The organism is Asaia prunellae JCM 25354, assembly GCF_000613885.1.
GTDB lineage: Bacteria > Pseudomonadota > Alphaproteobacteria > Acetobacterales > Acetobacteraceae > Asaia > Asaia prunellae.
Map to the genome: position 1 here is coordinate 78,210 of NZ_BAJV01000013.1, position 20,880 is coordinate 99,089.

General features: G+C 56.5%; 20 protein-coding genes and 2 pseudogenes. 7 read left to right on the plus strand and 15 right to left on the minus strand.

Translation table 11 applies throughout. The features are described 5' to 3' along the window. The 7 genes and pseudogenes from purL to purB form a co-directional block, all read right to left on the minus strand. Positions 1 to 2,197: pseudogene (purL, locus tag JCM25354_RS18585) on the minus strand (phosphoribosylformylglycinamidine synthase subunit PurL). Beyond that, positions 2,194 to 2,895 carry a phosphoribosylformylglycinamidine synthase subunit PurQ gene (purQ, locus tag JCM25354_RS11785; RefSeq protein WP_025886162.1) on the minus strand — a complete coding sequence of 234 codons (702 nt, stop codon included), beginning with the start codon at positions 2,893 to 2,895 and terminating at the stop codon, positions 2,194 to 2,196. The pseudogene purL and the gene purQ overlap by 4 nt, the downstream one beginning before the upstream one ends. After that, a complete protein-coding gene (locus tag JCM25354_RS11790; protein WP_025886163.1) occupies positions 2,895 to 3,293 on the minus strand; it encodes a Rap1a/Tai family immunity protein in 399 nt (132 codons plus the stop codon). The genes purQ and JCM25354_RS11790 overlap by 1 nt, the downstream gene beginning before the upstream one ends. Further along, positions 3,290 to 3,532 carry a phosphoribosylformylglycinamidine synthase subunit PurS gene (gene purS / locus JCM25354_RS11795; protein WP_025886164.1) on the minus strand — a complete coding sequence of 81 codons (243 nt, stop codon included), beginning with the start codon at positions 3,530 to 3,532 and terminating at the stop codon, positions 3,290 to 3,292. Before purS ends, JCM25354_RS11790 begins: the two co-directional genes overlap by 4 nt. Further along, positions 3,529 to 4,293: a phosphoribosylaminoimidazolesuccinocarboxamide synthase gene (gene purC / locus JCM25354_RS11800; RefSeq protein ID WP_025886165.1), complete on the minus strand. Its 765-nt coding sequence runs from the start codon at positions 4,291 to 4,293 to the stop codon at positions 3,529 to 3,531. The genes purS and purC overlap by 4 nt, the downstream gene beginning before the upstream one ends. 110 nt (positions 4,294 to 4,403) lie before the next feature. Then, entirely contained in the window at positions 4,404 to 5,795 is a 1,392-nt protein-coding gene (locus JCM25354_RS11805; protein WP_025886166.1) for a sugar porter family MFS transporter, read from the minus strand. Positions 5,796 to 5,896: 101 nt separating this feature from the next. Further along, positions 5,897 to 7,228, minus strand: coding sequence for an adenylosuccinate lyase (gene purB, locus JCM25354_RS11810; RefSeq protein ID WP_025886167.1), 1,332 nt, complete (start codon positions 7,226 to 7,228; stop codon positions 5,897 to 5,899). A 196-nt stretch (positions 7,229 to 7,424) separates the two neighbouring features. Between purB and JCM25354_RS11815 the strand changes: the two genes are divergently transcribed. From JCM25354_RS11815 to JCM25354_RS18595, 4 genes are all read left to right on the plus strand, one after another. Beyond that, positions 7,425 to 8,021, plus strand: a complete 597-nt coding sequence (locus tag JCM25354_RS11815; RefSeq protein WP_025886168.1) for a TerC family protein — start codon at positions 7,425 to 7,427, stop codon at positions 8,019 to 8,021. Beyond that, positions 8,008 to 9,681, plus strand: coding sequence for a lysozyme family protein (locus JCM25354_RS18590; RefSeq protein WP_051537380.1), 1,674 nt, complete (start codon positions 8,008 to 8,010; stop codon positions 9,679 to 9,681). The genes JCM25354_RS11815 and JCM25354_RS18590 overlap by 14 nt, the downstream gene beginning before the upstream one ends. Beyond that, positions 9,626 to 9,955, plus strand: a complete 330-nt coding sequence (locus JCM25354_RS20255) for a transglycosylase SLT domain-containing protein (protein WP_051537381.1) — start codon at positions 9,626 to 9,628, stop codon at positions 9,953 to 9,955. Before JCM25354_RS18590 ends, JCM25354_RS20255 begins: the two co-directional genes overlap by 56 nt. A gap of 87 nt (positions 9,956 to 10,042) precedes the next feature. Further along, positions 10,043 to 10,447, plus strand: coding sequence for a CinA family protein (locus tag JCM25354_RS18595; protein WP_369345775.1), 405 nt, complete (start codon positions 10,043 to 10,045; stop codon positions 10,445 to 10,447). Positions 10,448 to 10,496: 49 nt separating this feature from the next. Here the strand turns inward: JCM25354_RS18595 and JCM25354_RS11830 are convergent, their stop codons facing one another. The 4 genes and pseudogenes from JCM25354_RS11830 to JCM25354_RS11845 all read right to left on the minus strand — a co-directional run bounded on the left by JCM25354_RS11830 (position 10,497) and on the right by JCM25354_RS11845 (position 13,572). Continuing rightward, a complete protein-coding gene (locus JCM25354_RS11830) occupies positions 10,497 to 10,811 on the minus strand; it encodes an antibiotic biosynthesis monooxygenase family protein (RefSeq protein ID WP_025886169.1) in 315 nt (104 codons plus the stop codon). Between the two features lie 17 nt (positions 10,812 to 10,828). Then, a complete protein-coding gene (locus JCM25354_RS11835; protein ID WP_025886170.1) occupies positions 10,829 to 11,632 on the minus strand; it encodes an ATP-binding cassette domain-containing protein in 804 nt (267 codons plus the stop codon). Positions 11,633 to 11,660: 28 nt separating this feature from the next. Further along, positions 11,661 to 12,643 (minus strand): annotated as a pseudogene (locus tag JCM25354_RS23510) (FecCD family ABC transporter permease). Next, positions 12,640 to 13,572: a heme/hemin ABC transporter substrate-binding protein gene (locus JCM25354_RS11845; RefSeq protein WP_025886171.1), complete on the minus strand. Its 933-nt coding sequence runs from the start codon at positions 13,570 to 13,572 to the stop codon at positions 12,640 to 12,642. The pseudogene JCM25354_RS23510 and the gene JCM25354_RS11845 overlap by 4 nt, the downstream one beginning before the upstream one ends. Positions 13,573 to 13,732: 160 nt before the next feature. Here JCM25354_RS11845 and JCM25354_RS11850 point away from each other — a divergent pair, with 160 nt between their 5' ends. The 3 genes from JCM25354_RS11850 to JCM25354_RS20260 all read left to right on the plus strand — a co-directional run bounded on the left by JCM25354_RS11850 (position 13,733) and on the right by JCM25354_RS20260 (position 17,295). After that, complete coding sequence (locus JCM25354_RS11850) at positions 13,733 to 15,949, plus strand: TonB-dependent receptor domain-containing protein (RefSeq protein ID WP_025886172.1); 2,217 nt, start codon at positions 13,733 to 13,735, stop codon at positions 15,947 to 15,949. Between the two features lie 78 nt (positions 15,950 to 16,027). Continuing rightward, positions 16,028 to 16,879 (plus strand): DUF817 domain-containing protein, encoded by an 852-nt coding sequence (locus JCM25354_RS11855; protein WP_025886173.1) that lies wholly within the window; start codon positions 16,028 to 16,030, stop codon positions 16,877 to 16,879. After that, on the plus strand, positions 16,879 to 17,295 hold the full coding sequence (locus JCM25354_RS20260) for a ribosomal maturation YjgA family protein (protein WP_025886174.1): 417 nt from the start codon (positions 16,879 to 16,881) through the stop codon (positions 17,293 to 17,295). Before JCM25354_RS11855 ends, JCM25354_RS20260 begins: the two co-directional genes overlap by 1 nt. Before the next feature lie 84 nt (positions 17,296 to 17,379). Here the strand turns inward: JCM25354_RS20260 and JCM25354_RS23105 are convergent, their stop codons facing one another. Genes JCM25354_RS23105 through JCM25354_RS21730 form a run of 4 tightly spaced genes read right to left on the minus strand, consistent with a single transcriptional unit; the run spans position 17,380 to position 20,870 of the window. After that, the gene (locus JCM25354_RS23105) at positions 17,380 to 17,745 is read right to left on the minus strand and encodes a carbohydrate porin (RefSeq protein WP_025886175.1); all 366 of its coding nucleotides are present in this window, start codon (positions 17,743 to 17,745) and stop codon (positions 17,380 to 17,382) included. A gap of 5 nt (positions 17,746 to 17,750) precedes the next feature. Further along, the gene (gene tcuC, locus JCM25354_RS20780) at positions 17,751 to 20,075 is read right to left on the minus strand and encodes a tricarballylate/proton symporter TcuC (protein ID WP_025886176.1); all 2,325 of its coding nucleotides are present in this window, start codon (positions 20,073 to 20,075) and stop codon (positions 17,751 to 17,753) included. After that, on the minus strand, positions 20,068 to 20,679 hold the full coding sequence (locus JCM25354_RS18615; protein WP_199899952.1) for a substrate-binding domain-containing protein: 612 nt from the start codon (positions 20,677 to 20,679) through the stop codon (positions 20,068 to 20,070). Before JCM25354_RS18615 ends, tcuC begins: the two co-directional genes overlap by 8 nt. Continuing rightward, positions 20,616 to 20,870, minus strand: a complete 255-nt coding sequence (locus JCM25354_RS21730; protein WP_199899953.1) for a hypothetical protein — start codon at positions 20,868 to 20,870, stop codon at positions 20,616 to 20,618. Before JCM25354_RS21730 ends, JCM25354_RS18615 begins: the two co-directional genes overlap by 64 nt. Positions 20,871 to 20,880: the final 10 nt, after the last annotated feature.

Sequence of the window (20,880 nt, forward strand, 5' to 3'; positions counted from 1 at the left end):
TCAGCGCTCCATCAGCTTGGGGAAAAATTCAGCATTCACTTCGCGCATACGTTCAGCTGAAAGCGACATACCATCCTTGAGTACCAGACTGGTACCACCGGTACGACCCAGATGACGCACAGGAACATGCGCCTTTTCCGCCGCATCGATCAGGGCGGCAGCATGCTTCGTGGCGATCACGTAGCATGCCTGGTCCTCACCGAAGTAATAGGCATGGAGCTCGTCCCGTAATGCGGCTTGTCGAGATGGCAGCCAACTCCGCTCGCCATGACCATTTCGGCAACAGCCACAAGCAGGCCACCATCGGCAATGTCGTGGCAGGCCTCGACACAGCCTTTCGCGATCATACTCCGCACAAAATCGCCGTTACGGCGCTCGGCATGGAGATCGACGATCGGAGGCGCACCCTCTTCACGATGGCAGATTTCGCGCAGCCAGAGTGACTGGCCGAGTTCACCGCGGATCTCACCAATCAGAACCAGCTCGGCATGGTCAGGCATACCAAGACCAATGGCCCTGGTTACGTCCTCGATCACACCGATCGCGCCTATTGCCGGAGTAGGCAGGATGGGCTGGCTCAGTCCGCTCGGATGGCTTGTCTGGTTGTAGAGTGACACATTCCCGCTCACGACCGGGAAATCAAGCGCACGGCAGGCTTCACCCATGCCCTTGATAGCATCAGCGAACTGACCCATGATTTCCGGCTTCTCGGGATTGCCGAAATTCAGGTTATCCGTCACGGCCAGAGGCAGAGCTCCTGTTGCCGTGATGTTACGCCATGCTTCAGCGACTGCCTGCGCACCACCGGCACGCGGATCAGCCTGACAGTAACGTGGCGTACAATCTGTCGTCATGGCCAGACCGCGCTTCGTTCCCTCCACACGTACAATGGCCGCATCGGCAGCACCGGGACGACGCGCCGTCTGACCACCGACACCACTGTCATACTGGTTCCATACCCAGGCGCGCGAGGCGAGATCGGGGCAACCCAGCAGAGTAAGCAGTGCATGTTCGATACCGGCCGGATCAGCTACCGTACCGAGACGTGCCGGTGGTTCGGCATGGGTCATCGGGCGATGATAAAGCGGTGCCTCATCAGCCAGCGGTGCAAGAGGAATATCCGCCTCGACCTTGCCAGATGCTTGACCGTGATATGCGCCGTGTCGGTAAGCACGCCTACGATCGCGAAATCGAGGTCCCATTTCTCGAAAATGGCACGTGCCACATCGGTACGGTCGGGCTTGAGCACCATGAGCATACGCTCCTGGCTCTCGGACAGCATCATTTCATAGGCGGTCATGCCGGTTTCGCGCTGCGGCACATGGTCGAGATCAAGCTCGATACCCACACCGCCCTTACCAGCCATTTCAACCGCTGACGAAGTCAGACCGGCAGCACCCATGTCCTGGATGGCCACGATCGCGTCGGTTGCCATCAGTTCGAGACAGGCCTCGATCAGCAGCTTCTCGGTGAACGGGTCACCTACCTGCACCGTCGGGCGCTTGGAGGCGGCATGTTCGTCGAATTCTGCCGAGGACATGGTGGCGCCATGAATGCCGTCACGACCGGTCTTGGAGCCGACATAGACCACCGGATTACCAATACCGGCAGCTGCGGAGAGAAAGATCTTGTCCTGAGAGGCAATGCCAACCGTCATGGCATTGACCAGAGGGTTACCGTTATAAGCCGGATGGAAATTGATCTCACCACCGACCGTCGGCACGCCCACGCAGTTACCGTAGCCGCCAATACCACGCACAACACCATCGATCACGCGCTGCGTAACGGGTAGCGACGGGTCGCCGAAGCGGAGTGCGTTCAGATTGGCGACCGGACGGGCCCCCATGGTGAACACATCACGCAGAATACCACCGACCCCGGTCGCTGCACCCTGATAGGGTTCGATGAAAGACGGATGGTTGTGGCTCTCCATCTTGAAGACAGCAGCAAGCCCGTCTCCGATATCAACCACACCGGCATTTTCGCCGGGACCGTGGATGACCCAGGGAGCCTTTGTCGGCAGCGTCTTGAGATGGACCCGTGACGATTTGTAGGAGCAATGCTCAGACCACATGACCGAAAAAATGCCAAGCTCGGTCAGGCTTGGCACACGGCCCATGATGTCGAGAACCTTCTGGTATTCCTCAGCGGAAAGACCGAAGCGCGCGGCGAGTTCAGCGTTGACGATCATGCTCATGCGACGAGACTCTTCACCAGACCCGAGAACAGTGGCACGCCATCTGTTGCACCAAGGTCGGGATCAACCAGGTTTTCAGGGTGCGGCATCAGCCCGCAGACACGCTTATTGGCACTCAGAACACCGGCAATGGAGCGCTGGCTGCCATTCGGGTTGCTGATACGGCTTTTTGCATCCAGCCCCCCCTTCGCGCAGACATAGCGAAAGGCCACGCGGCCCTCGCCCTCAAGACGATCAAGTTCGTCTTCCGCTGCCGTGTAGTTGCCATCACCATGAGCAAGCGGTGCCCGAAAGACATCGCCCTTTGCCCAGTCACGGGTAAAAGCCGTGTCGTTGTTCTCAACGCGGAGATAGCCATCCTGCGAGAGGAAGCGCATACCCGCATTGCGCAAAAGCGCGCCGGGCAGAAGCTGCGCTTCGGTCAAAATCTGGAAGCCATTACAAACGCCCAGCACATAACCGCCACGTTCGGCGAAAGCGCGCACCTCGCGCAAAATCGGCGAATGAGCTCCCATGGCGCCTGAACGCAGATAATCGCCAAAACTGAACCCGCCGGGAAGCACGATCAGATCGAGGTCAGGCAAAAACGTGTCGCGATGCCATAGCATGGTCGGCGCTTTGCCACTGACCAGACGCAGGGCCTGCTCCATATCGCGCTCACGGTTTGTACCCGGAAAGACGACAATACCGGCTTTCATCATTTACCCCCCTGCCCCGAGCATGGATAAGCTTCATGCAGCGCGGCAAAGACTGACTTGCCCACCGGGTATTTCAGAACATCCTGATGAGCTTTGAGCCAGGAGAGAACCTTGCCTCGCATGGCATCTGTCGTCTCGGCATCCGGAACACAGAAACCTGCCGTCGATGCTGCGTCGCCATTGCTTTTCGCATTCAGTGCGGAAAGCGCTCCAGAATCCGCCATGCCAGTGATATAGGCATCACACACCGCCTTGCCCTGCGGCTTGGAGCAGATCTGACCGAAACGCCCCGCCTGCATGGAAGAGAGACGATGCTCATCGGCCTGCGCCACACCGGCAAACGCGCCCATAGGCAATGCAAGTGCCATTGCCGTCAGGAGGGCTTTTTTCGGGCTCATCCAACAACCTCGACTGCAAAATCCTCGATAACAAGATTTGCCAGCAATTCACGAGCCATAGCCTCGCCCTGTGAAAGAGCCGCTGCACGATCGTCTGTCGCCAGATCGAGTTCAATGGTCTTGCCGACGCGCACTTCACCGACATTGGCAAAACCGAGCACATCGAGAGCATGGCCGATGGCCTTACCTTGGGGATCGAGCACGCCTTCCTTCAGCATGACATTGACGCGAATTTTCATTGCATGACCTCCGGTCCTTTAAGATCGCCATTCCCTGCTTCGGGCAGGATGCCCAGGCGGCGAGCCACTTCCTGATAGGCTTCCTCGACACGTCCCATATCCCGGCGGAAACGGTCCTTGTCGAGCTTCTCGCTCGTCTTGGTGTCCCACAGGCGACAGTTATCGGGAGAAATTTCATCGGCCAGAACGATGCGCATCTCATCATTTTCCCACAGCCGGCCAAACTCGAGCTTGAAATCAACAAGCTGGATGCCAATACCCTGGAACATGCCTGTGAGAAAATCGTTGGTACGCAGCGCATAAGCGTTGATCTCGTCGAGATCCTGCGCATTGGCCCAACCGAAAGCCGTAACGTGCTCTTCCGATACCATCGGGTCGTTGAGCGCATCGTTCTTGTAGTAATATTCCAGGATCGAGCGCGGCAGACGCGTGCCTTCCGCAAGGCCAAGGCGCTTGGCGATCGAACCCGCAGCTACATTGCGCACCACCACTTCGAGCGGAATGATCTCGACTTCACGGATCAGCTGTTCACGCATGTTGAGGCGACGGACAAAATGGGTTGGAATACCGATTTCATGCAGGCGCAGCATGAGGTGTTCGCTGATACGATTGTTCAGCACGCCCTTGCCGGTGATGATGCCCTTCTTCACGCCGTTTCCGGCAGAAGCATCGTCCTTGAAATACTGAACGAGTGTCCCTGGTTCAGGTCCCTCGAACAGGATCTTGGCTTTTCCTTCATAGAGCTGACGACGGCGTGCCATGACGATCTTTCAAAAAAGGTAAAACGGCGTTGCGACGCATATAGCAGCGCAGCCCCGCCGTTCATACCCATGATCGATCCGATCTGCCTCCGCAAAAGGAGGCGGTTTGTCTAGCGTGTCGAGACCTGCGCCTTGGCGTGGGCCACTGGCGCAAAAGTTCCGTCACGCAAGGAGGCTTCAAGCTGCTCCAATGAACGACCACGCGTTTCGGGCACATAACGTAGCACAAAGAAGAAGGAGAGAGCATTGACAGCAGCGAACAGCCAGAACGTTCCACCTGCACCCAGCGCCTTCACCATGCTGAGCGTGGTCAGCGAGATGATCAGATCAGCCCCCCAATGGCTGGCGGCGACAAGGCTCATACCCGTACCACGGCAGGAAAGGGGAAATACTTCAGCGCCAACCAGCCAGATCGCGACCGAAAGACTGCCGACATTGAACACGACATAGCCAACAACCGCAGCGGCCGTAACAAAAGCGCCCCAGCCATGGGTCTGCCCCGTAAAGAACATGAAACCGAGCAGGACGAGCGACACAACCGCCCCCGGGATCATACGGAGCATCAGGGTGCGACGCCCCCAGGCATCCACTGCCCAGCCACCGAATGCCACTGTACCGACCATGGAAACACCAACAGCGACAGAAGTCAGCAGTGCTGAAGACTGACCGAACCCGGCATCGGCAAAGATGGTCGGCGCATAATACATGACCGCATTGATACCGGTGAGCTGGCAAAGCAGCGCGATACCAACAGCAGCAATCGTCGCCGGACGGACCCAGGGCTTGAACACCTCGGAAAGCGGAGCTTTCTCGTCATGCTGGTCCTGGATGTCCTGCAGCTCACGATCTGCTTCGGCATCTGTCTTGCGAACGCTGCGCAGCACTTCGCGGGCACGCTCGAACTCACCCTGCATGGCCAGCCAGCGGGGGCTGTTGGGCAGGAAGAGCATGCCAACGAACAGGATAACCGCAGGAATAACACCGAGACCGAACATCAGGCGCCAGGAATAATCCTGCAGAAGATAGCCGGTGATAAAGGAAATTAACTGGCCAAAAGCAATCGCAAACTGGAAAGCGACCACAAGCGAACCACGACGTTCCGGCGGCGCAATCTCAGCGATGTAGATTGGCACGATCTGCGATGATGCGCCGATAGCCAGACCAAGAATGAGACGTGCAAAAGTCAGAACAGAGACAGTATGCGCGAAAGTGACGATAACTGTTCCGATCAGAAACAGCGTTGCCGCTGCGATAATCGTCCGGCGGCGACCAAGCCTGTCAGAGAGAGGGGCTGCCGAGATACAGCCAATCAGCGCGCCGAGAATAACCGCTGAAGTGACAATTTCGGCGCTCTCCGTCGTCAGCTGGAACTGTGGTGTGAGTTGCAGCAGGGCGGCGGAGATAATACCGGTATCATAACCAAACAGTAGGCCGCCAGTGGCGGCGATCACGGCAATAAAGTTGGTAAGGGCATGCCCTCGGGGACGTGATGTGGAAGCCATTACAGAGCCTTGGTTTTAGAACTCACCAGATATTCATCTGAGATTACAACCAGGTTACTTCCACACGACACTGGGACAACGTCAACACCCAATATGTGATCTTAACCAAAAATCTTGTTGAAAATGCGGTCTACGGCAACAAGATGGCGTGTGCAGTCCATTGCCTCATCCAGAATCTTGCCATCGACACGCCCCGCAACCTCCGGATCCTGATCAAGATTTTCGCGGAAACTCCGTCCGTCGGGCTCACCAAGCTTCGTCCAGGTCTCCATCGCATTCCGTTGCACGATACGATAGGCATCCTCACGTGAGATGCCCGAACGGGCCAGGGCAAGCAGCACCTCACCAGAATGGACCACGCCTCCAAGCGATTCGAGATTGGCCATCATGCGCTCGGGATAGACCACCAGCTTGTCCATCATGCCGGCAAGACGCATCAGCGCGAAATCGAGCCCAATCGTCGCATCAGGTCCGATATTACGCTCGACAGAAGAATGACTGATATCGCGCTCATGCCACAATGCCACGTTCTCAAGCGCAGGCACCACATGAGAGCGAACCAGACGCGCAAGACCCGTCAGATTTTCGGACAGAACCGGATTGCGCTTGTGAGGCATCGCCGAGCTGCCTTTCTGGCCCGGATGGAAGAATTCTTCCGCCTCGCGCACTTCGGAGCGCTGAAGATGACGCACTTCAACCGAAAGGCGCTCAATCCCGCTGGCGATCACACCAAGAGCACAGAAAAAGGCTGCATGACGATCACGCGGAATAACCTGTGTGGACACATCCTCTGCCACAAGCCCGAGACGCTCCGCCACAAATTCTTCCACACGCGGATCAACATGGGCATAGGTGCCGACCGCACCGGAAATCGCACAGATGGCAATCTCCTTGCGTGCGGCCAGAAGACGCTCGCGATTGCGGGCAAATTCTGCATAGTGCCCGGCAATTTTCAGTCCAAAGCTCGTAGGCTCGGCATGAATGGCATGGGAACGACCAATCGTGATGGTATTCTTGTGCGCATAAGCCTGCTTCTTGAGCGCGGCGAGAACATCGTCGATATCCTTCAGCAGCAGATCGGACGCCTGAACGAGCTGGACCGAAAAGCAGGTATCGAGAACGTCGGATGATGTCATGCCGAGATGAACGAAACGACTCTCAGGTCCGATCTTTTCGGCAAGCCATGTAAGAAACGCGATGACATCGTGACGGGTCACAGCTTCGATTTCGTCAATGCGCGCCACATCAGCATCCGAGAACGCTGCCATGGCAGCATCGCCACGCTCACGAATGACTTTGGCAGCCTCTTTTGGCATGTCGCCCAGTTCTGCCATCGCCTCACATGCCAGCGCCTCGATCTCGAACCAGATGCGATAGCGATTGGTGGGAGACCAGATGGCGGTCATTTCGGGACGGCTGTAACGAGGCACCATGGGCGTGCAAACTCCTTGATATGATCGACGCAACTCACAAGGACGGGTCGAGAGGAGGCCCCTCTTACCGCAAGATGAGCGCGCAGGACACTCTAGATCTGGATGGTATCTCCAGGCTGTGCGTGCTGCATGGCGAATTGCGCTTGGTCTGGGCTTTGACTAGCATCGGCCCTGCACGAAAAAACTGGAGGTTGATGTGGCGCCTGATCTTACCTGGCACGCCCTGATTGCGCTCGCACAGGTTATACTGATCGACATCACCCTCGCCGGGGATAACGCCGTTGTGATCGGCATGGTCGTGCGGGGACTGCCAGCCCAGCAAAGACGCAAGGCCATCATGGTTGGCGTTGTTGCGGCCGCACTCATACGTATTGTTCTGGCCCTTGTTGCCTCGCGCCTGCTCGCCGTTCTGGGTCTCACCCTCGCTGGTGGATTTTTGCTGCTCTGGGTTTGCTGGAAGATGTATCAGGAGCTACGCCACCCTGAGGAAATGACAGATGACGCCCAGAGTGGTTCTTTGTCGAAGGCGATTTTCCGTATCATCATAGCCGATCTCTCCATGAGCCTCGACAATGTGCTTGCCGTTGCCGGTGCCGCACTTGGTCACCCTTACGTGCTTGTGACTGGCCTGGCTTTCTCGGTCGTGCTGATGGGAGCAGCTGCGACGCTGGTGGCCAATCTGTTGAACCGTTACCAGTGGATCGCCTGGCTCGGCCTCGCCATCGTTGCTTTTGTTGCGTGCGAGCTGATTTACAAAGGCAGTATGGAGGTTGTGCATCATGTCGCGGGTTAAATCCTTTCTCCTGACCGGATCACTCATCCTGTTGGCCGGATGCAGCTCACAGGCCCAGGAGCAGAGCCAGCCTCCGGCATCTGAAGCCCTGAACCAGAATGACGCGGTACCCGAGACTCCTGGTGCCATCTCCAGGCCAGCTTCGGGTGATGTTGCCTCACGACTGGATCAGTGGCTTGCGCTCGTTCAGGCAGGGGCATCGCCAGGCGCACGCGCCTATGCCGATTTTCTTGATCAGACACCGAACTGGCCCGAGCGCGCGGTCATGATCGCGCGCTACCAGCAGGCCCTCGCTACCCGCACAAGCGATGCCGAGCTCCCGGAACTCTGCCCGAGAGAACCACTGACCAGCGTTCAGGCATTTATTCGCTGCGCCACGTTACTACCCGACGCATCCAGTCAGGCCAGACGCATCTGGCGCAATGGTGCCGACCGTGAAACGGATTCCAGCCTGATTCTTGCTGAGTACAGCACGTCTCTCACTCCTGAAGATCACTGGGCGCGTTTTCAGCGTCAGATCCGCACCCGCCAGTTCACGGCAGCCTCCCGGCAGGTTTCACTTCTTGCGCCACAACGTCAGGCGTTGGGTCGCGCACTGATCGCACTCCAGTCGAACGCACCCGATGCAGCTGCTCAGTTCGCCGCCCTGCCCCCATCACAGCGCGCAGAACCGCAGGTCATGATTGCGCGCCTCAGACAGCTGCGCCGCATCCCTGACCTCGAGACAGCCTATGCTCTCTGGCAGGAGGAAGGTTTCGCAGGACAGAAACGCGCACCATCTTCGGACTGGACGAATGAAAGGCTGGGTCTTGCGCGGGCCTTTCTTGTCCAGGGGTCTGTATCGCAGGCACGTATGCTTGCCGATGATACGACGCTAGCCACAAGTGCGACGCCACGCCTTGAAGCGTCGTTCCTGAGGGGCTGGATTGATCTGCGTTTTCTGAAAAATGCACCACAGGCCCGCAATGCATTCAGTGAATTGTCACGGCAAACCAGCCTGATCACAAAAAGCCGCGGGTACTACTGGCTGGGCAGAAGCTTTGCCGATACGGGCAACAGGGCGCAGGCGGATGAGGCCTATCGTCATGCAGGCTCAATGCCGACGACCTATTACGGGCAAATCGCCCTTGCTGCTCTGGCAGGCCGCGACGACACGCTTCTCCCTGGCGGAGGCGATATCCCCGGACTTGCTGCTGCACTGAGCCATATTCCTGTCCTGCAAAGCGGTCCTGTTTCTCGTGCTGACCTGATCGAGGCGGGCCGTCTCCTTCATGAGCGCGGTGATGACGACCATGCGCGCGAATTCCTGATGCTCGCCTATAGCGCCGTTCAGGACGCCCCCGGTCAGGCTGCCCTGGCCCGTTTTGCCCTTTCGATCAATTCGTTCGAACCGGCGGTTTTCGCTGCACGTCGCACAGGCAGGCTTGGCGCAGCACTCTATCCCGAAGGCTGGCCGGTCCTTGATGCTGCACAGGCCGAGGGTGATTCCCTGCCCCGAGGTCTCGCTCTTGGTGTTGCACGTCAGGAAAGCAGTTTCAACGCGCATATAAGCAGCCCTGCCCGCGCCATAGCTGATGCAGCTTCAGACCGGTACTGCCCAGGACGTGGCACGCCGGGCCGGACTCAGAGGCATCGATACAAGTATCAGTGGTCTGCGTGATCCGGCAACCAATCTGACACTGGGACGGACCTACCTCTCGCAGCTCATGACGCGTTTCAACAATGTCGTACCGCTTGTTCTCTCCGCATATAATGCCGGGCCGCATCGCACGGATCTCTGGCTGGCCAGTCTGCCACTCCCTCAACCCCTTACCCAGATCGGCCTGATCGACTGGATTGAGAGCATTCCTTACGAGGAAACCCGCTCCTATATCCAGCGCGTAGAGGAAAATATGGCACTTTATCGTGTTCTGGAGAATGGCGCTCATGGCTGATCAGGTAACCGCGGCCCTGAACGAGAAAGCCGCCCGTGTCCTGCATATCCTGCGGCAACAAGGTGAGCGTCTTGTCACGGCGGAAAGTTGTACCGGTGGCTGATTGCCGCTTTTCTGACCGCGCAGGCCGGATCTTCAGACGTTGTGGAAGGCGGCCTGGTTACCTATTCAAACAGTCTGAAAACAAGCGTGCTTGAAGTCTCATCACGTACCCTCGCTTCGCAGGGCGCCGTCAGCGAAGCCGTTGCTGTGGAAATGGCCATGGGTGCGCTGGATTGTGCCGAAGAAGCAACAATTGCGATTGCCGTGACGGGTATAGCCGGACCGGGTGGCGGAACAGAAGCAAAGCCGGTCGGAACGGTCTGTCTCTGCGTCATGCATGGCGCAAAAACTCCGATACATGAGACAGTATATTTTACCGGTGATCGGGAAACGGTACGTCTCGCCACGGTTGATCGTGCCTTTGACCTTGTTCTGGCGACACTGAGCTGAGCCATTTACGCCCTGGACCGGGGCGTAAATGGCAGGTGGAGCGGCTGTATCAGTTTTCGATGTGCTGAACCACTTCAAACCCTTCGAATACCGGCGGGCCAAGCGTCAGGGGCTTGTTACCACCAGCCCCTGCATGGGCCTTGCGAAACTGTTCGGACTGTGTCCAGGCCGTGAATGCTTCCTTGCTTTCCCAGAGCGTATGGGAAGACCAGAGAATATGGTCGTCCTTCACAGGACCACGAAGCAATGCGAAAGACTTGAATCCAGAGACTGTGGTCAGCAGCACTTCCCGGTCCAGCCAGCGTTGGCGAAAAGCGTCTTCACTCTCGGGCAGAACCTGAAACCTGTTCATTGCGATATACATTGATGAACCCTTTTACTTCATGATGAACCGGGCAGCATGAGATCGTGCGGCAGCAGAAAAGGCCGCCCCGTCTCATGATGATGCCCCAGAACGGTATCGGACAGACCGAACACGTCAAAGAGCATTCTGGATGTGATAACCTTCCCGACTGGGCCGGAATCATAGATCCGCCCTTTGTCCAGCACCACAATCCGGTCAGCAAAAGCGGCTGCCCAGTTCAGGTCGTGCAGAATTGCCAGACACGCCCCGCCTTTGCCTGTATGCGCCCGCGCCAAGGACAGTATGAGCCCCTGATGGGCAATATCCTGTGCCGAAACAGGCTCGTCCAGCAGCAGGTATCCATTATCTCCATGCCAGCGCAGCTGTACCAGCACACGGGACAGATGAGCGCGCTGACGTTCCCCGCCTGAGAGAGTGGTTACGTCGCGTTCAATGAACCTGCCCAGCCCAACCTCATCCAGTGTCTGTCCGACAAGCTGTGCCAGACGTTCGCGCTCTTCCGACCGGTGACATTCCGGCACACCAAACCGGGCGAGCTCCCTGACAGAAAAACGCGCCTCAAGGGTCTGGTCCTGTGTCAGCATGGCTCTCACCGATGCAAGTTTGCGCGGCGTATATCTGTCGAGTGGCAACGAATTGATTTCGACCAGACCATTACATGGTGTCAGCAGACCTGCTGCAACACGCATCAATGTACTTTTCCCAGCTCCATTGGGGCCTATTACAGCAACGAGTTCTCCCGGAGACAGACTCAGGGAGACCTTGTCGAGCAGAAAACGACCCTGATACATCACACTGATATCCGTGAGGGCCAGTGTCATGACGGGATTTCCTGGTCACTTCTGCGCATCAGCAACCAGATGAAAGCCGGGGCCCCATACCTGCAGTGATGATTCCCACCGGAACATCGGAGGGAATGGCAATCAGGCGGGCCAGTGTATCTGAAAGCACCAGCAGCAGAGCACCGAGCAATGCGCTGCAAGGAACGAGAAAACGGTGGTCCGGCCCACTCACCAGCCTGACCAGATGCGGCACAATAACGCCCACAAAACCGATCACCCCCGAAAACGCCACACCCGAACCGACCGATAATGTCACAGCCAGCAGGCAGAGAAACTTCACACGGCCGACACGACACCCCATGAGAGCTGCATTCTCCTCGCCCAGGAGAAGAAGATTGAGCGGCCGGGACAGCGCCATAAGAAGGGTCAGCGACAAAAGCGTGAATGGCGCCAGAATCTCGATTTCACGCCAGCGTACACCGGCGAGACTGCCCATGGTCCAGAATGTCAGATCACGCAGAGCCGCGTCATTCGCCCGGTAAAGCAGAATTCCTGTTGCTGCCGATGCCAAAGCACCGAGAGCCACCCCTGCAAGCACAAGGCGGGAAGTTGATACCTTTCCTGACGGGATGAAAAGCGCTGCAGGATAGTGGTCATGATACAGGCGCCAATCATACCACCCGCCGGTATCCCCCAGCGTGCCATTATACCGGGGCCAAACCAGCTCACGCCTTCAATGATCATCACTGTGGCTCCCAGAGCTGCACCGGAGGAGACACCGATAAGCCCCGGATCTGCCAGAGGATTACGAAACAGACCCTGCATGACAGCGCCCGCCGCCCCAAGCCCGGCCCCGACCAGAACGGCCAGAACAATGCGCGGAAGACGGATACCCATGATGATCAGTCGGGTTACAGCGGGATCGTCTATCCCTTCGGGATGAAAACCGAAACCCGTCGCTCCTGAGGCAAGAGAGAGCAGTATGCTTCCCAAAAGGGCCAGAACCAGAAACGTGAATGCCGGGATTATGGAAAGGCGCGAGACATTCATGCGGGATGAGTATGGTTCACAACCTGCTGGGCAAGTTCGAGGGCGGCTTCAGCAGTACGGGGACCAAACCCGAGAAGCTTTTCACCCTCCATATCGACAATCGCCTTGTGCTGCCCTGCCGGAGTAAGCATGACAGCCTCATCCGCAAGAAGCGCGTCACGCATTGCCTGTCCGCCCTGACTCATCATTAGGATCACATCGGGCTTGAGCGCAATCAGGGCTTCTCGTTCAAGCGCCTTGTAACCGCTCATACCAGCACCGGCATTGGTCGCACCGGCCAGATTGATAATGGCATCGGCTGCTGTCCCTGTACCCGCAGCCATGGGCCGTCCATTGACTACACGCATGACGAAAAGAACGCGCGCCTTTTCGGGATGGAGTTCCTTCCATGCCTTGAGTGTACGCAGCTGGTTGTCCAGACGCACAACCATCCCCGCGCCTTTTTCTTCCTCACCAATGATGCGCGACAGGGTCAGAATCCGGTTACGCACACCATCCAGTGAAGGGGTGGAGTCGATCATGACGATAGGCGTGGAGGATTCCATGACCTGATCAATGGCATTGGCCGGGCCGGAATCATTCATAGCCAGAACGAGATCGGGCTTGAGAGACAGAATGCCTTCAGAAGAGAGCTGACGCATATAGCCGACGGATTTTTTTTCACGCAAAGCGGCAACAGGATAAGTCGAGGTAATATCGACCCCGACAATCCTGTCAGAAGCGCCAAGAGCATAAAGCGTTTCAGTAATCGTACCACCGATCGAAACGATGCGTGCCATCGAACCCAGCTTTATGCGTCGTCCACGGCAATCCTCGATCTGGACACTGCGTGTTTCACCGGCGCGCGCTGCACGGGCCGCAGCACCTGTAACGCCCGTAGCGAGGGCCGAAAGCCCGAACTGACGTCGGCTGAACAATCTGATGCTCATGACCCCTCCCCTTGTTACCGATGGTACGAGACCGAAGCTGTTGCTTCTTTTCCTCACTCGATGCGGCGGAGCTTTAAAGGAAGTTTTTACACCTTGCAAGTGAGAGTCATTCTCAATAAGCACTCGCAGCGTTCCATTAACGTGTCGTAAGGCCGAACCGATGATCTCAACACGTCAGGTGCTTTCTCTGTCCTCCGCTCTCGCCCTGATCACCCTACTTCCAGGGCCGACACAGGCCCAGGATCGTGACACGAACGAGAAAAGCCAGGGAAAACAGGGACAACGAAGCCTGTCTGCGACAAGCCATACTTCCACCTCCGGCGCGCCCCTTTCATCACACAGACAACCTGCCAGCACCGCCAGAGCAAGCTCGGGTGAGATTGTTCTCCCCAGTGTCAAGGTTCACGGCGCTACGGATCTTGTTGTACCCCAGGCAACCACCACACTGACCCGTCAGGACATGCTGCGGGTTCAGCCGACTGAGCCCTACATGATCCTGACCGGTTTACCGGGGGTCTACTTCCAGAATGATGGCTCCCCTTCTCTCGCCATCTCTATCCGCGGCATGCAGGATTTCGGGCGGGTAAACGTCATGGTCGATGGCGCGAGACAGGACTTCCAGACCAGCAGTCATGGTGCCAATGGCAGTGTCTATGTTGATCCGGCTCTTCTGGCGGGGCTCGATGTCTCTCGTGGAACAGTGGCTACAGCAGATGGTTCGGGTGCCATCGCCGGTGTGGTCAATATGCATACACTGGGTGTCGATGACATCGTGGAATCAGGAAAACATTACGGCGTGATGGCGAGAGCGCTAGGCGGATCCAACAACTATGACGGATCGGGCATGGTTGGCGCGGGTATTCACATCCGCCCATGGCTCGGTATCGCAGCTGCATTCAGCATGCGCAGTTCAGGCAATTATGAGGATGGCGACGGTACACGTATTCCCCAATCCTATCAGCGCATGCAGTCGGGTCTGTTCAAGATCGATATCAAACCCGGTATTGATCAAAGCCTGACTCTCGGTACGGTAATCTATCATAACCAGTTCGGTCAGGGGACAGAGAGCATCCCCGGCTCCAACAAGATCCAGAATAATCAGGGCAACATCGAATACCGATTCACCCCTCACGACAACAAACTCGTAGCCTTGCATGTAAAGGGCTATGTGGTCTCCACAGGGCTGGATAACGCCATGCCTGCCTATCGCGCCATGACGATAGCTGCAGCCAATATGACGAAATACAATCTGACCACACTGGGTTTTGAAGCCGATAATACCTCGCAGTTTTCCCTTGGGCCGGTTCTGGCCTCGCTCAACTATGGAGGCGAGTATTATCATGACTCGGTCGATACCAAGGACCAGACCGGCTATACCGGTTCTACACCTACGGGCAATCGCGGTGTGGGCAGCGCCTTCACGCAGCTGGCGCTGAACTGGAAGATCGTGCAGCTCACCGGTGCGCTGCGCTATGACAGCTACCACTCGTCAGGCAGTGGCGTTAATTTGGCGTCCGGTTTCACCCAGGTTCCTGCCGGTGCCTTCCACGCCTCCGGCAGTTCGGATGCCGTAAATCCCAAGGTGACACTTGCCGTCACGCCCGTTCGTGGATTGCAGCTTTATGGCAGCTACGGGCTCGGCTTCCGTCCACCCGCCATCACCGAAATGTTCATGGCAAGCTCTCATCCAGGTCTGAGCTTCCTCAAATTCGTCCCCAATCCCAATCTTGCTCCCGAGCAGACCTATGGGTGGGAGCTGGGTGCCAAGCTGCATTATCGTGACGTATTGATGGATGGCGACAAGGTCGAGTTCGACGGTGACTATTTTGACACGCGCATCAAGAACTATATTGCCCAGACGCGCGTCACCGGTCGGCCTGACAAGGGTTCTTTCATTCCCAATCTGGGTTATTTCTACCAGAACATGGCGGGCAACACCTATACTCGCGGTTTTGAGGGGCAGGCCAAATACGATAACCGTTTTGTCTTCGCGACCCTCTCCTACACCAACACCAGTACCAAACTGCCCTACCCCGACTATACCGGATTTGGCGCACTCCTCACCACGCCTCCACGCTCGGTTCTGGCAGGAACGGTCGGCCTGCACCTGCTTGATAACAAACTGTCGATCGGCGGACGTATCCGTGCTGCGACACAAACACTGGGTCAGCCTTCAAGCAGTTCGGCCCTTTATCCGAAGCAGGGCGGTTATGTCGTGTTCGATCTGTTCAGCTCCTACCAGCTGACCAGGCAGATCCAGATGTTCGTCAATGCTGATAACGTCACGAACCGCCGCTATTATACAAATGCCATCTCCACCATTCCCAATCAGGGACTCACCGTCATGGGCGGGCTAAGCTTCGCGCTGTCCCGCTAGGTCTTCGGACACGCTTCGTACACCCTTGCATCAGGGCGTATGTTGCGGCAGGTGCGGATCAAAAACAGGGACCGCACCATGCACGCTCCAAAACCACCGGATACCGAAACCCGGCTTGAATACCGGCTCGGCCAGTGGGCCAGACGTTATCTGCATGGCTTTCCCGGGATGTTCCTGCTTTTTGTGCTCAAGCAGGGTTGGGCATGTCTGTTTGGTGGTCTCATGCTGGGGGCCATACTGGTCACCCATTTCATCTGGTCGTCGCACTGGTCAGTTCATCGTTACGACGCGCTTTTCGTCTTTGCGATAGTGACACAAGCCCTGTTTCTCCGGTTTCGCCTTGAAACGAAACAGGAGGCGATGATCATTCTGGTCTTTCACATTACCGGCACCGCAATGGAATGGTTCAAGGTGTCAGCTGGCTCATGGGCTTATCCGGAGCCGGGTTTTTTCAAGATCATGCATGTCCCTCTTTTCTCCGGTTTCATGTACGCTTCTGTTGGCAGCTATATTGCCCGGGTGATCAGATTATTCAGCATGCATTTTCATCCCTATCCCAGCTTCACCCTGTCCCTTTTACTGGCAACAGGCATCTACGCCAATTTCTTTACTCATCACTACATACCCGATCTTCGATGGATACTCGTTCTGGCCACGCTTCTGGTTTATGGCCGATGCTGGATAAGCTACCGTATTATTGAAACAAGGTGGCGTATGCCCCTGCCGCTCGCGGCATTTCTGGCCAGTATAGCGCTCTGGATTGCGGAAAACATAGGAACGTTCACCGGTACATGGCTCTATGCCCATCGACATTTCACTTGGGTTGTTCATCCGCAGAAACTCGTTTCCTGGTATCTGTTGCTCTATGTCGCGTTCATTACCGTAACACTGCTGCTTCGGCCTGATAGGGCTGTAAAACCCCAGTCGTGATGACCCGGAACCATATCCTGCCCGGAAAACGGTCTCGCCGTCTTCTTGTTATCCTGGCTTTTATCATCCTGGCTGGCCTGGCCTGTCGCCTTGCACCGCTCGGGCTCACCCCCTGGATCAGAAAATGGGGCGGCTCATTTTTGTGGGGGTGTCTTTTCGACTGCATGGCAGCCCTGCTCACGCACCCTTCCCACCGCCTGCGGCGCCTTGCCATCGCTTTTATCGGAGCGTCAGCCAGTGAAGCACTGAAGCTGCTTCATCCGACTGTACTTGAGACCATACGCCAGACTCAGACTGGCCGCTTTCTGCTTGGGAGTCATTTCGACTGGCGTGATATTGCGGTATATGCTCTGGGTATTCTTGTCATAGACATATTCATCAGTCGCACAGAAAAAAGCAGATCCACCAGGCGCTAGCACTGCTCTTTCATTTTTGTTCAGTTCTGTCGTCAGATCGGACAGGGCTTTCGCAAAACCCCGTTCGATCAGAAGCCCATCCGATCAGAGCGATATTCTGGTGCGAAACCCGAACACTACGGCATCGCGAATATTACGCTGTGCATTGGGATGAATGATATACTGGAAATCCGGGGCCAGATTGAGACCAGTCATGACATGCATATCGTAAAAAAGAGAAAAGACAGTCTCTGATTTCTGAACGCCGGTTGCACCGTTCGAAAATGGGCGGTGATTTTTCAGCTGAAGGCGCTGGGTTTCGTTCAGAGCTCCCGTAACAGCGACATTGGCATAGAGGATGCCGATTGTATCGCCCGGTCGGCTCCTGATGAAACCACGATCAAGAAGCCCGACATAATGTTCGTCTCCGTAGGTGGAGACAGAAGGCTGATTATGGGCATATCCTCCCATCAGGATCAGCCTGAATCTATCCCTTTGCCGTGCCGGAGAAGCATCTGGTCAAACAATATCCATGCTTTCAGACGGCCATTCATGTGGCGTGGGGTACGGCCTGTCACGCCGAGCGCTGAGCCGTCAGCAGCTTCGGAAACATGATTCAATGGGGCATGAATGGAAGCCATACCGATCTTGTAATGACCGATAAGCCTGTGTGGCCCGAAGCTTGGAATATATCCTATTTCACCAACGCTTGTCGTGCCAGTCAGACGTGACGAGTTCAGTTGCCAGCCTGTATGATTGAATTTCGGACCGGCATCAGATCCGGGGTCATAGGCAAAAAGGCCTGCCTGTACGTAGAGATTGCGCAAAGGGTAGGCAATGATACGCCCTGCCCAGGTCGAATTCGGATAAACGCTGAAACCGGGGTCTCTTCCGGTCAGTACTTTGGGGTTGCCGCAAATGGCATTGGTCATAAACGCACAATTCAGGGGGGATGCCGCAAAATTGAGGGCGACCGGTTCACGCCCCAGCTGAATGGCAAGTCTGCCATGGGCAATTTTTTCTTCCGCATAGGCAAGCACCAGATGAGCGGCAGCCCCACCGCTTGAAGAACGCAGAATATCCTGCGATCGCACGAAAGAATCACCGAAATTCGGACTTGTATTGGCGCCGGATCGATTGACGACCACGACCGAGGTCGAAAGACCGGGAATACGGGCCAGCCGGTTCCAGTCAATATCCGTCTCAAGACCAAGCTGATTCACCATAGACGAGGTACGGCGCGTTCCGCCCGTCGCATTTGCACTGAATTCGTTACGCATATCCAGCAGCACATCGATACCCCGATCCCTCAGCCTGTTCCTCAAATGCCAGGGATCGCCGTAGATAGGATGTACTACTGGCATCATGATACCAGGAAAGAACGGCAGATCCGGCGCGAGCGGTGTGGCCAGAGCCAGACTTGGACTAAGGGCCAGCCCCCCATTGATGGCCTGCGCCTGCGCCTGACGAGGCTGGAAACTGCCTGTAATACCCAGGATCAGAATCAGCAGGACCAGATGGCTGACGCTCCTGCTTTTCCGGGGAATGGCCAACAGACTGATAAGAGCGGCCACAGACATCCATAATCCCGGAATAGCCCTGTTGCCGGTATGGTGGATCAGCAGGGTACACAAGGCAGGCGTAAAACCGCCAACACAGGTGGCCAGGCTGTAGACGACCGAAAAACCGGCCGTTCTGATTTCTTTGGGAACATATTCCGTAAGGAATACCACAAGCGCACCGTTATACAGTCCATAGAGACAGGAGAGCCATAGAAGTGTCACAAGCATGCGGGTGAAGGATGGTGCAGCTGTGAGCCAGCACAGTGCAGGATAGACTGTCAGTATGCTGGCAATCGTCGCACCTGCCATGATCGGACGACGGCCTATCCTGTCTGACAGGGCTCCGGAGACAAGGAGCCAGACAAGGTTGGAAAGACCAACAAAAAAAGTAACTGTAAGCCCGGTTGTGGATGACAGATGCAGAACAGCGCTTCCGTAAGACGGCGTGTAGGCAGTAATCATGTAGAATGATACTGTTGTCATGAAAACCATGAGACAACCGCTGACTGCCAGACGCCAGTTCCGGAGAAGCTTGACAAAGGTTACCGCTACCCCGTGTCCGGTTCTTGCATGCGCCCCCGAAGCCTCTGGTTCTGCAAGCGAACGACGCAGAAGAAAGAGAAGCGGCACAATGACACAACCGATCAACAGGGGAACACGCCAGCCCCATTGATCCATCTGTTCGGATGTCAGATGTCCGGAAAGCACAACGCCAACCAATGCCGCAAACATCACGGCCACCTGCTGTGATGCCGACTGGAAGGCGACGAGTAATCCGCGCCACCGAGGTGGCGCAAGCGCGCTCAGATAAACTGATGTGGAACCGACCTCGGCGCCGGCTGAGAACCCCTGCACGAGCCGCCCGAACAAGACAAGCAATGGCGCCAGCAGGCCAATCCGCCTGTAGGAGGGCGTCAATGCCAGCATCAATGTGCCAAAGGCCATAAGGGACAGGGTCAGTATCAGGCCACGGCGCACACCTATCCGGTCAACATAGGTTCCCAGCACGAGAGCGCCCAATGGCCGCATCAGGAAAGCAGCCCCAAATGTCGCAAACACCATCATCAGCGAAGCCGCCGGGCTGGCACCGGGAAAAAAGGCGTGTGCAATATATTCGGCATAATAACCGAAGACTGAAAAATCATACATTTCGAGAAAATTGCCTGAGGCCGCACGCAGGGCATTGGTCAGGATGGACCGGCGGGAGACATTCTCCACTGGAAAATCGGTCTCAGTCATGGATCGGACCCCAAGCACGGGTCTGCACCGGATCGAGCCCCGTGGCACGGATCTCGTCAGCGTTCTGTGCTGAGGACAAATAGTGTATCAGTGCCTTGCCTCCCTCCGGATTGGGGGAATCACGACAAAGCGCTGCGGAAAAATGAGTGATTTTCTGGAGGTCTTCGGGAATCGGCCCGACAAGTGAGGCCCCGGCCACCGGGATAATCTCGCTGATCTGCTGGAGGCCCAGAGCCGCATCGCCCCTGGCGACAATCTCCGCAACAGGCGTTTCCTGTATCTGTCTGGCTTTTGACGCCATCTGACGCGCAATACCGAGACGGTCAAACAGCGTATGAGAGACATAAACACCACTTGCACTGTCAGAAAATGCGACTGATGGCGCTGCCAGCAGGGTTTTACGAAGCGCGGCATCAGAGGAGATATCCGGATGCACGGTTCCTGCTTTGACCACCAGGCCGATACGGGAATCTGCCAGTATCTTTGTCTCCCCGGTCAAACCCCTGGCATGGAGGGCATCAAGCGCTGAGCCGACCATGATCAGAACATCGCATTTCTCACCACGGGCGAGACGCGCTGGTATGGCATCGTGGGTTGTGCCCATGGATGGGCCACGAATAACGACAAGATGACTGCCATTTTTTCAAAGACCGGAGCCAGACGCTGAAGAGCGGCGGAAAAGCCACCCGAACACATGACACGTGTTTCATGAGCATCGGCAGCCAGGCTGGATATGACAGGGATGGCATGAAAGGCGAAAATAACTGCCAGACCTGTCCTGATCGGAGCGAACATAGGACAAATT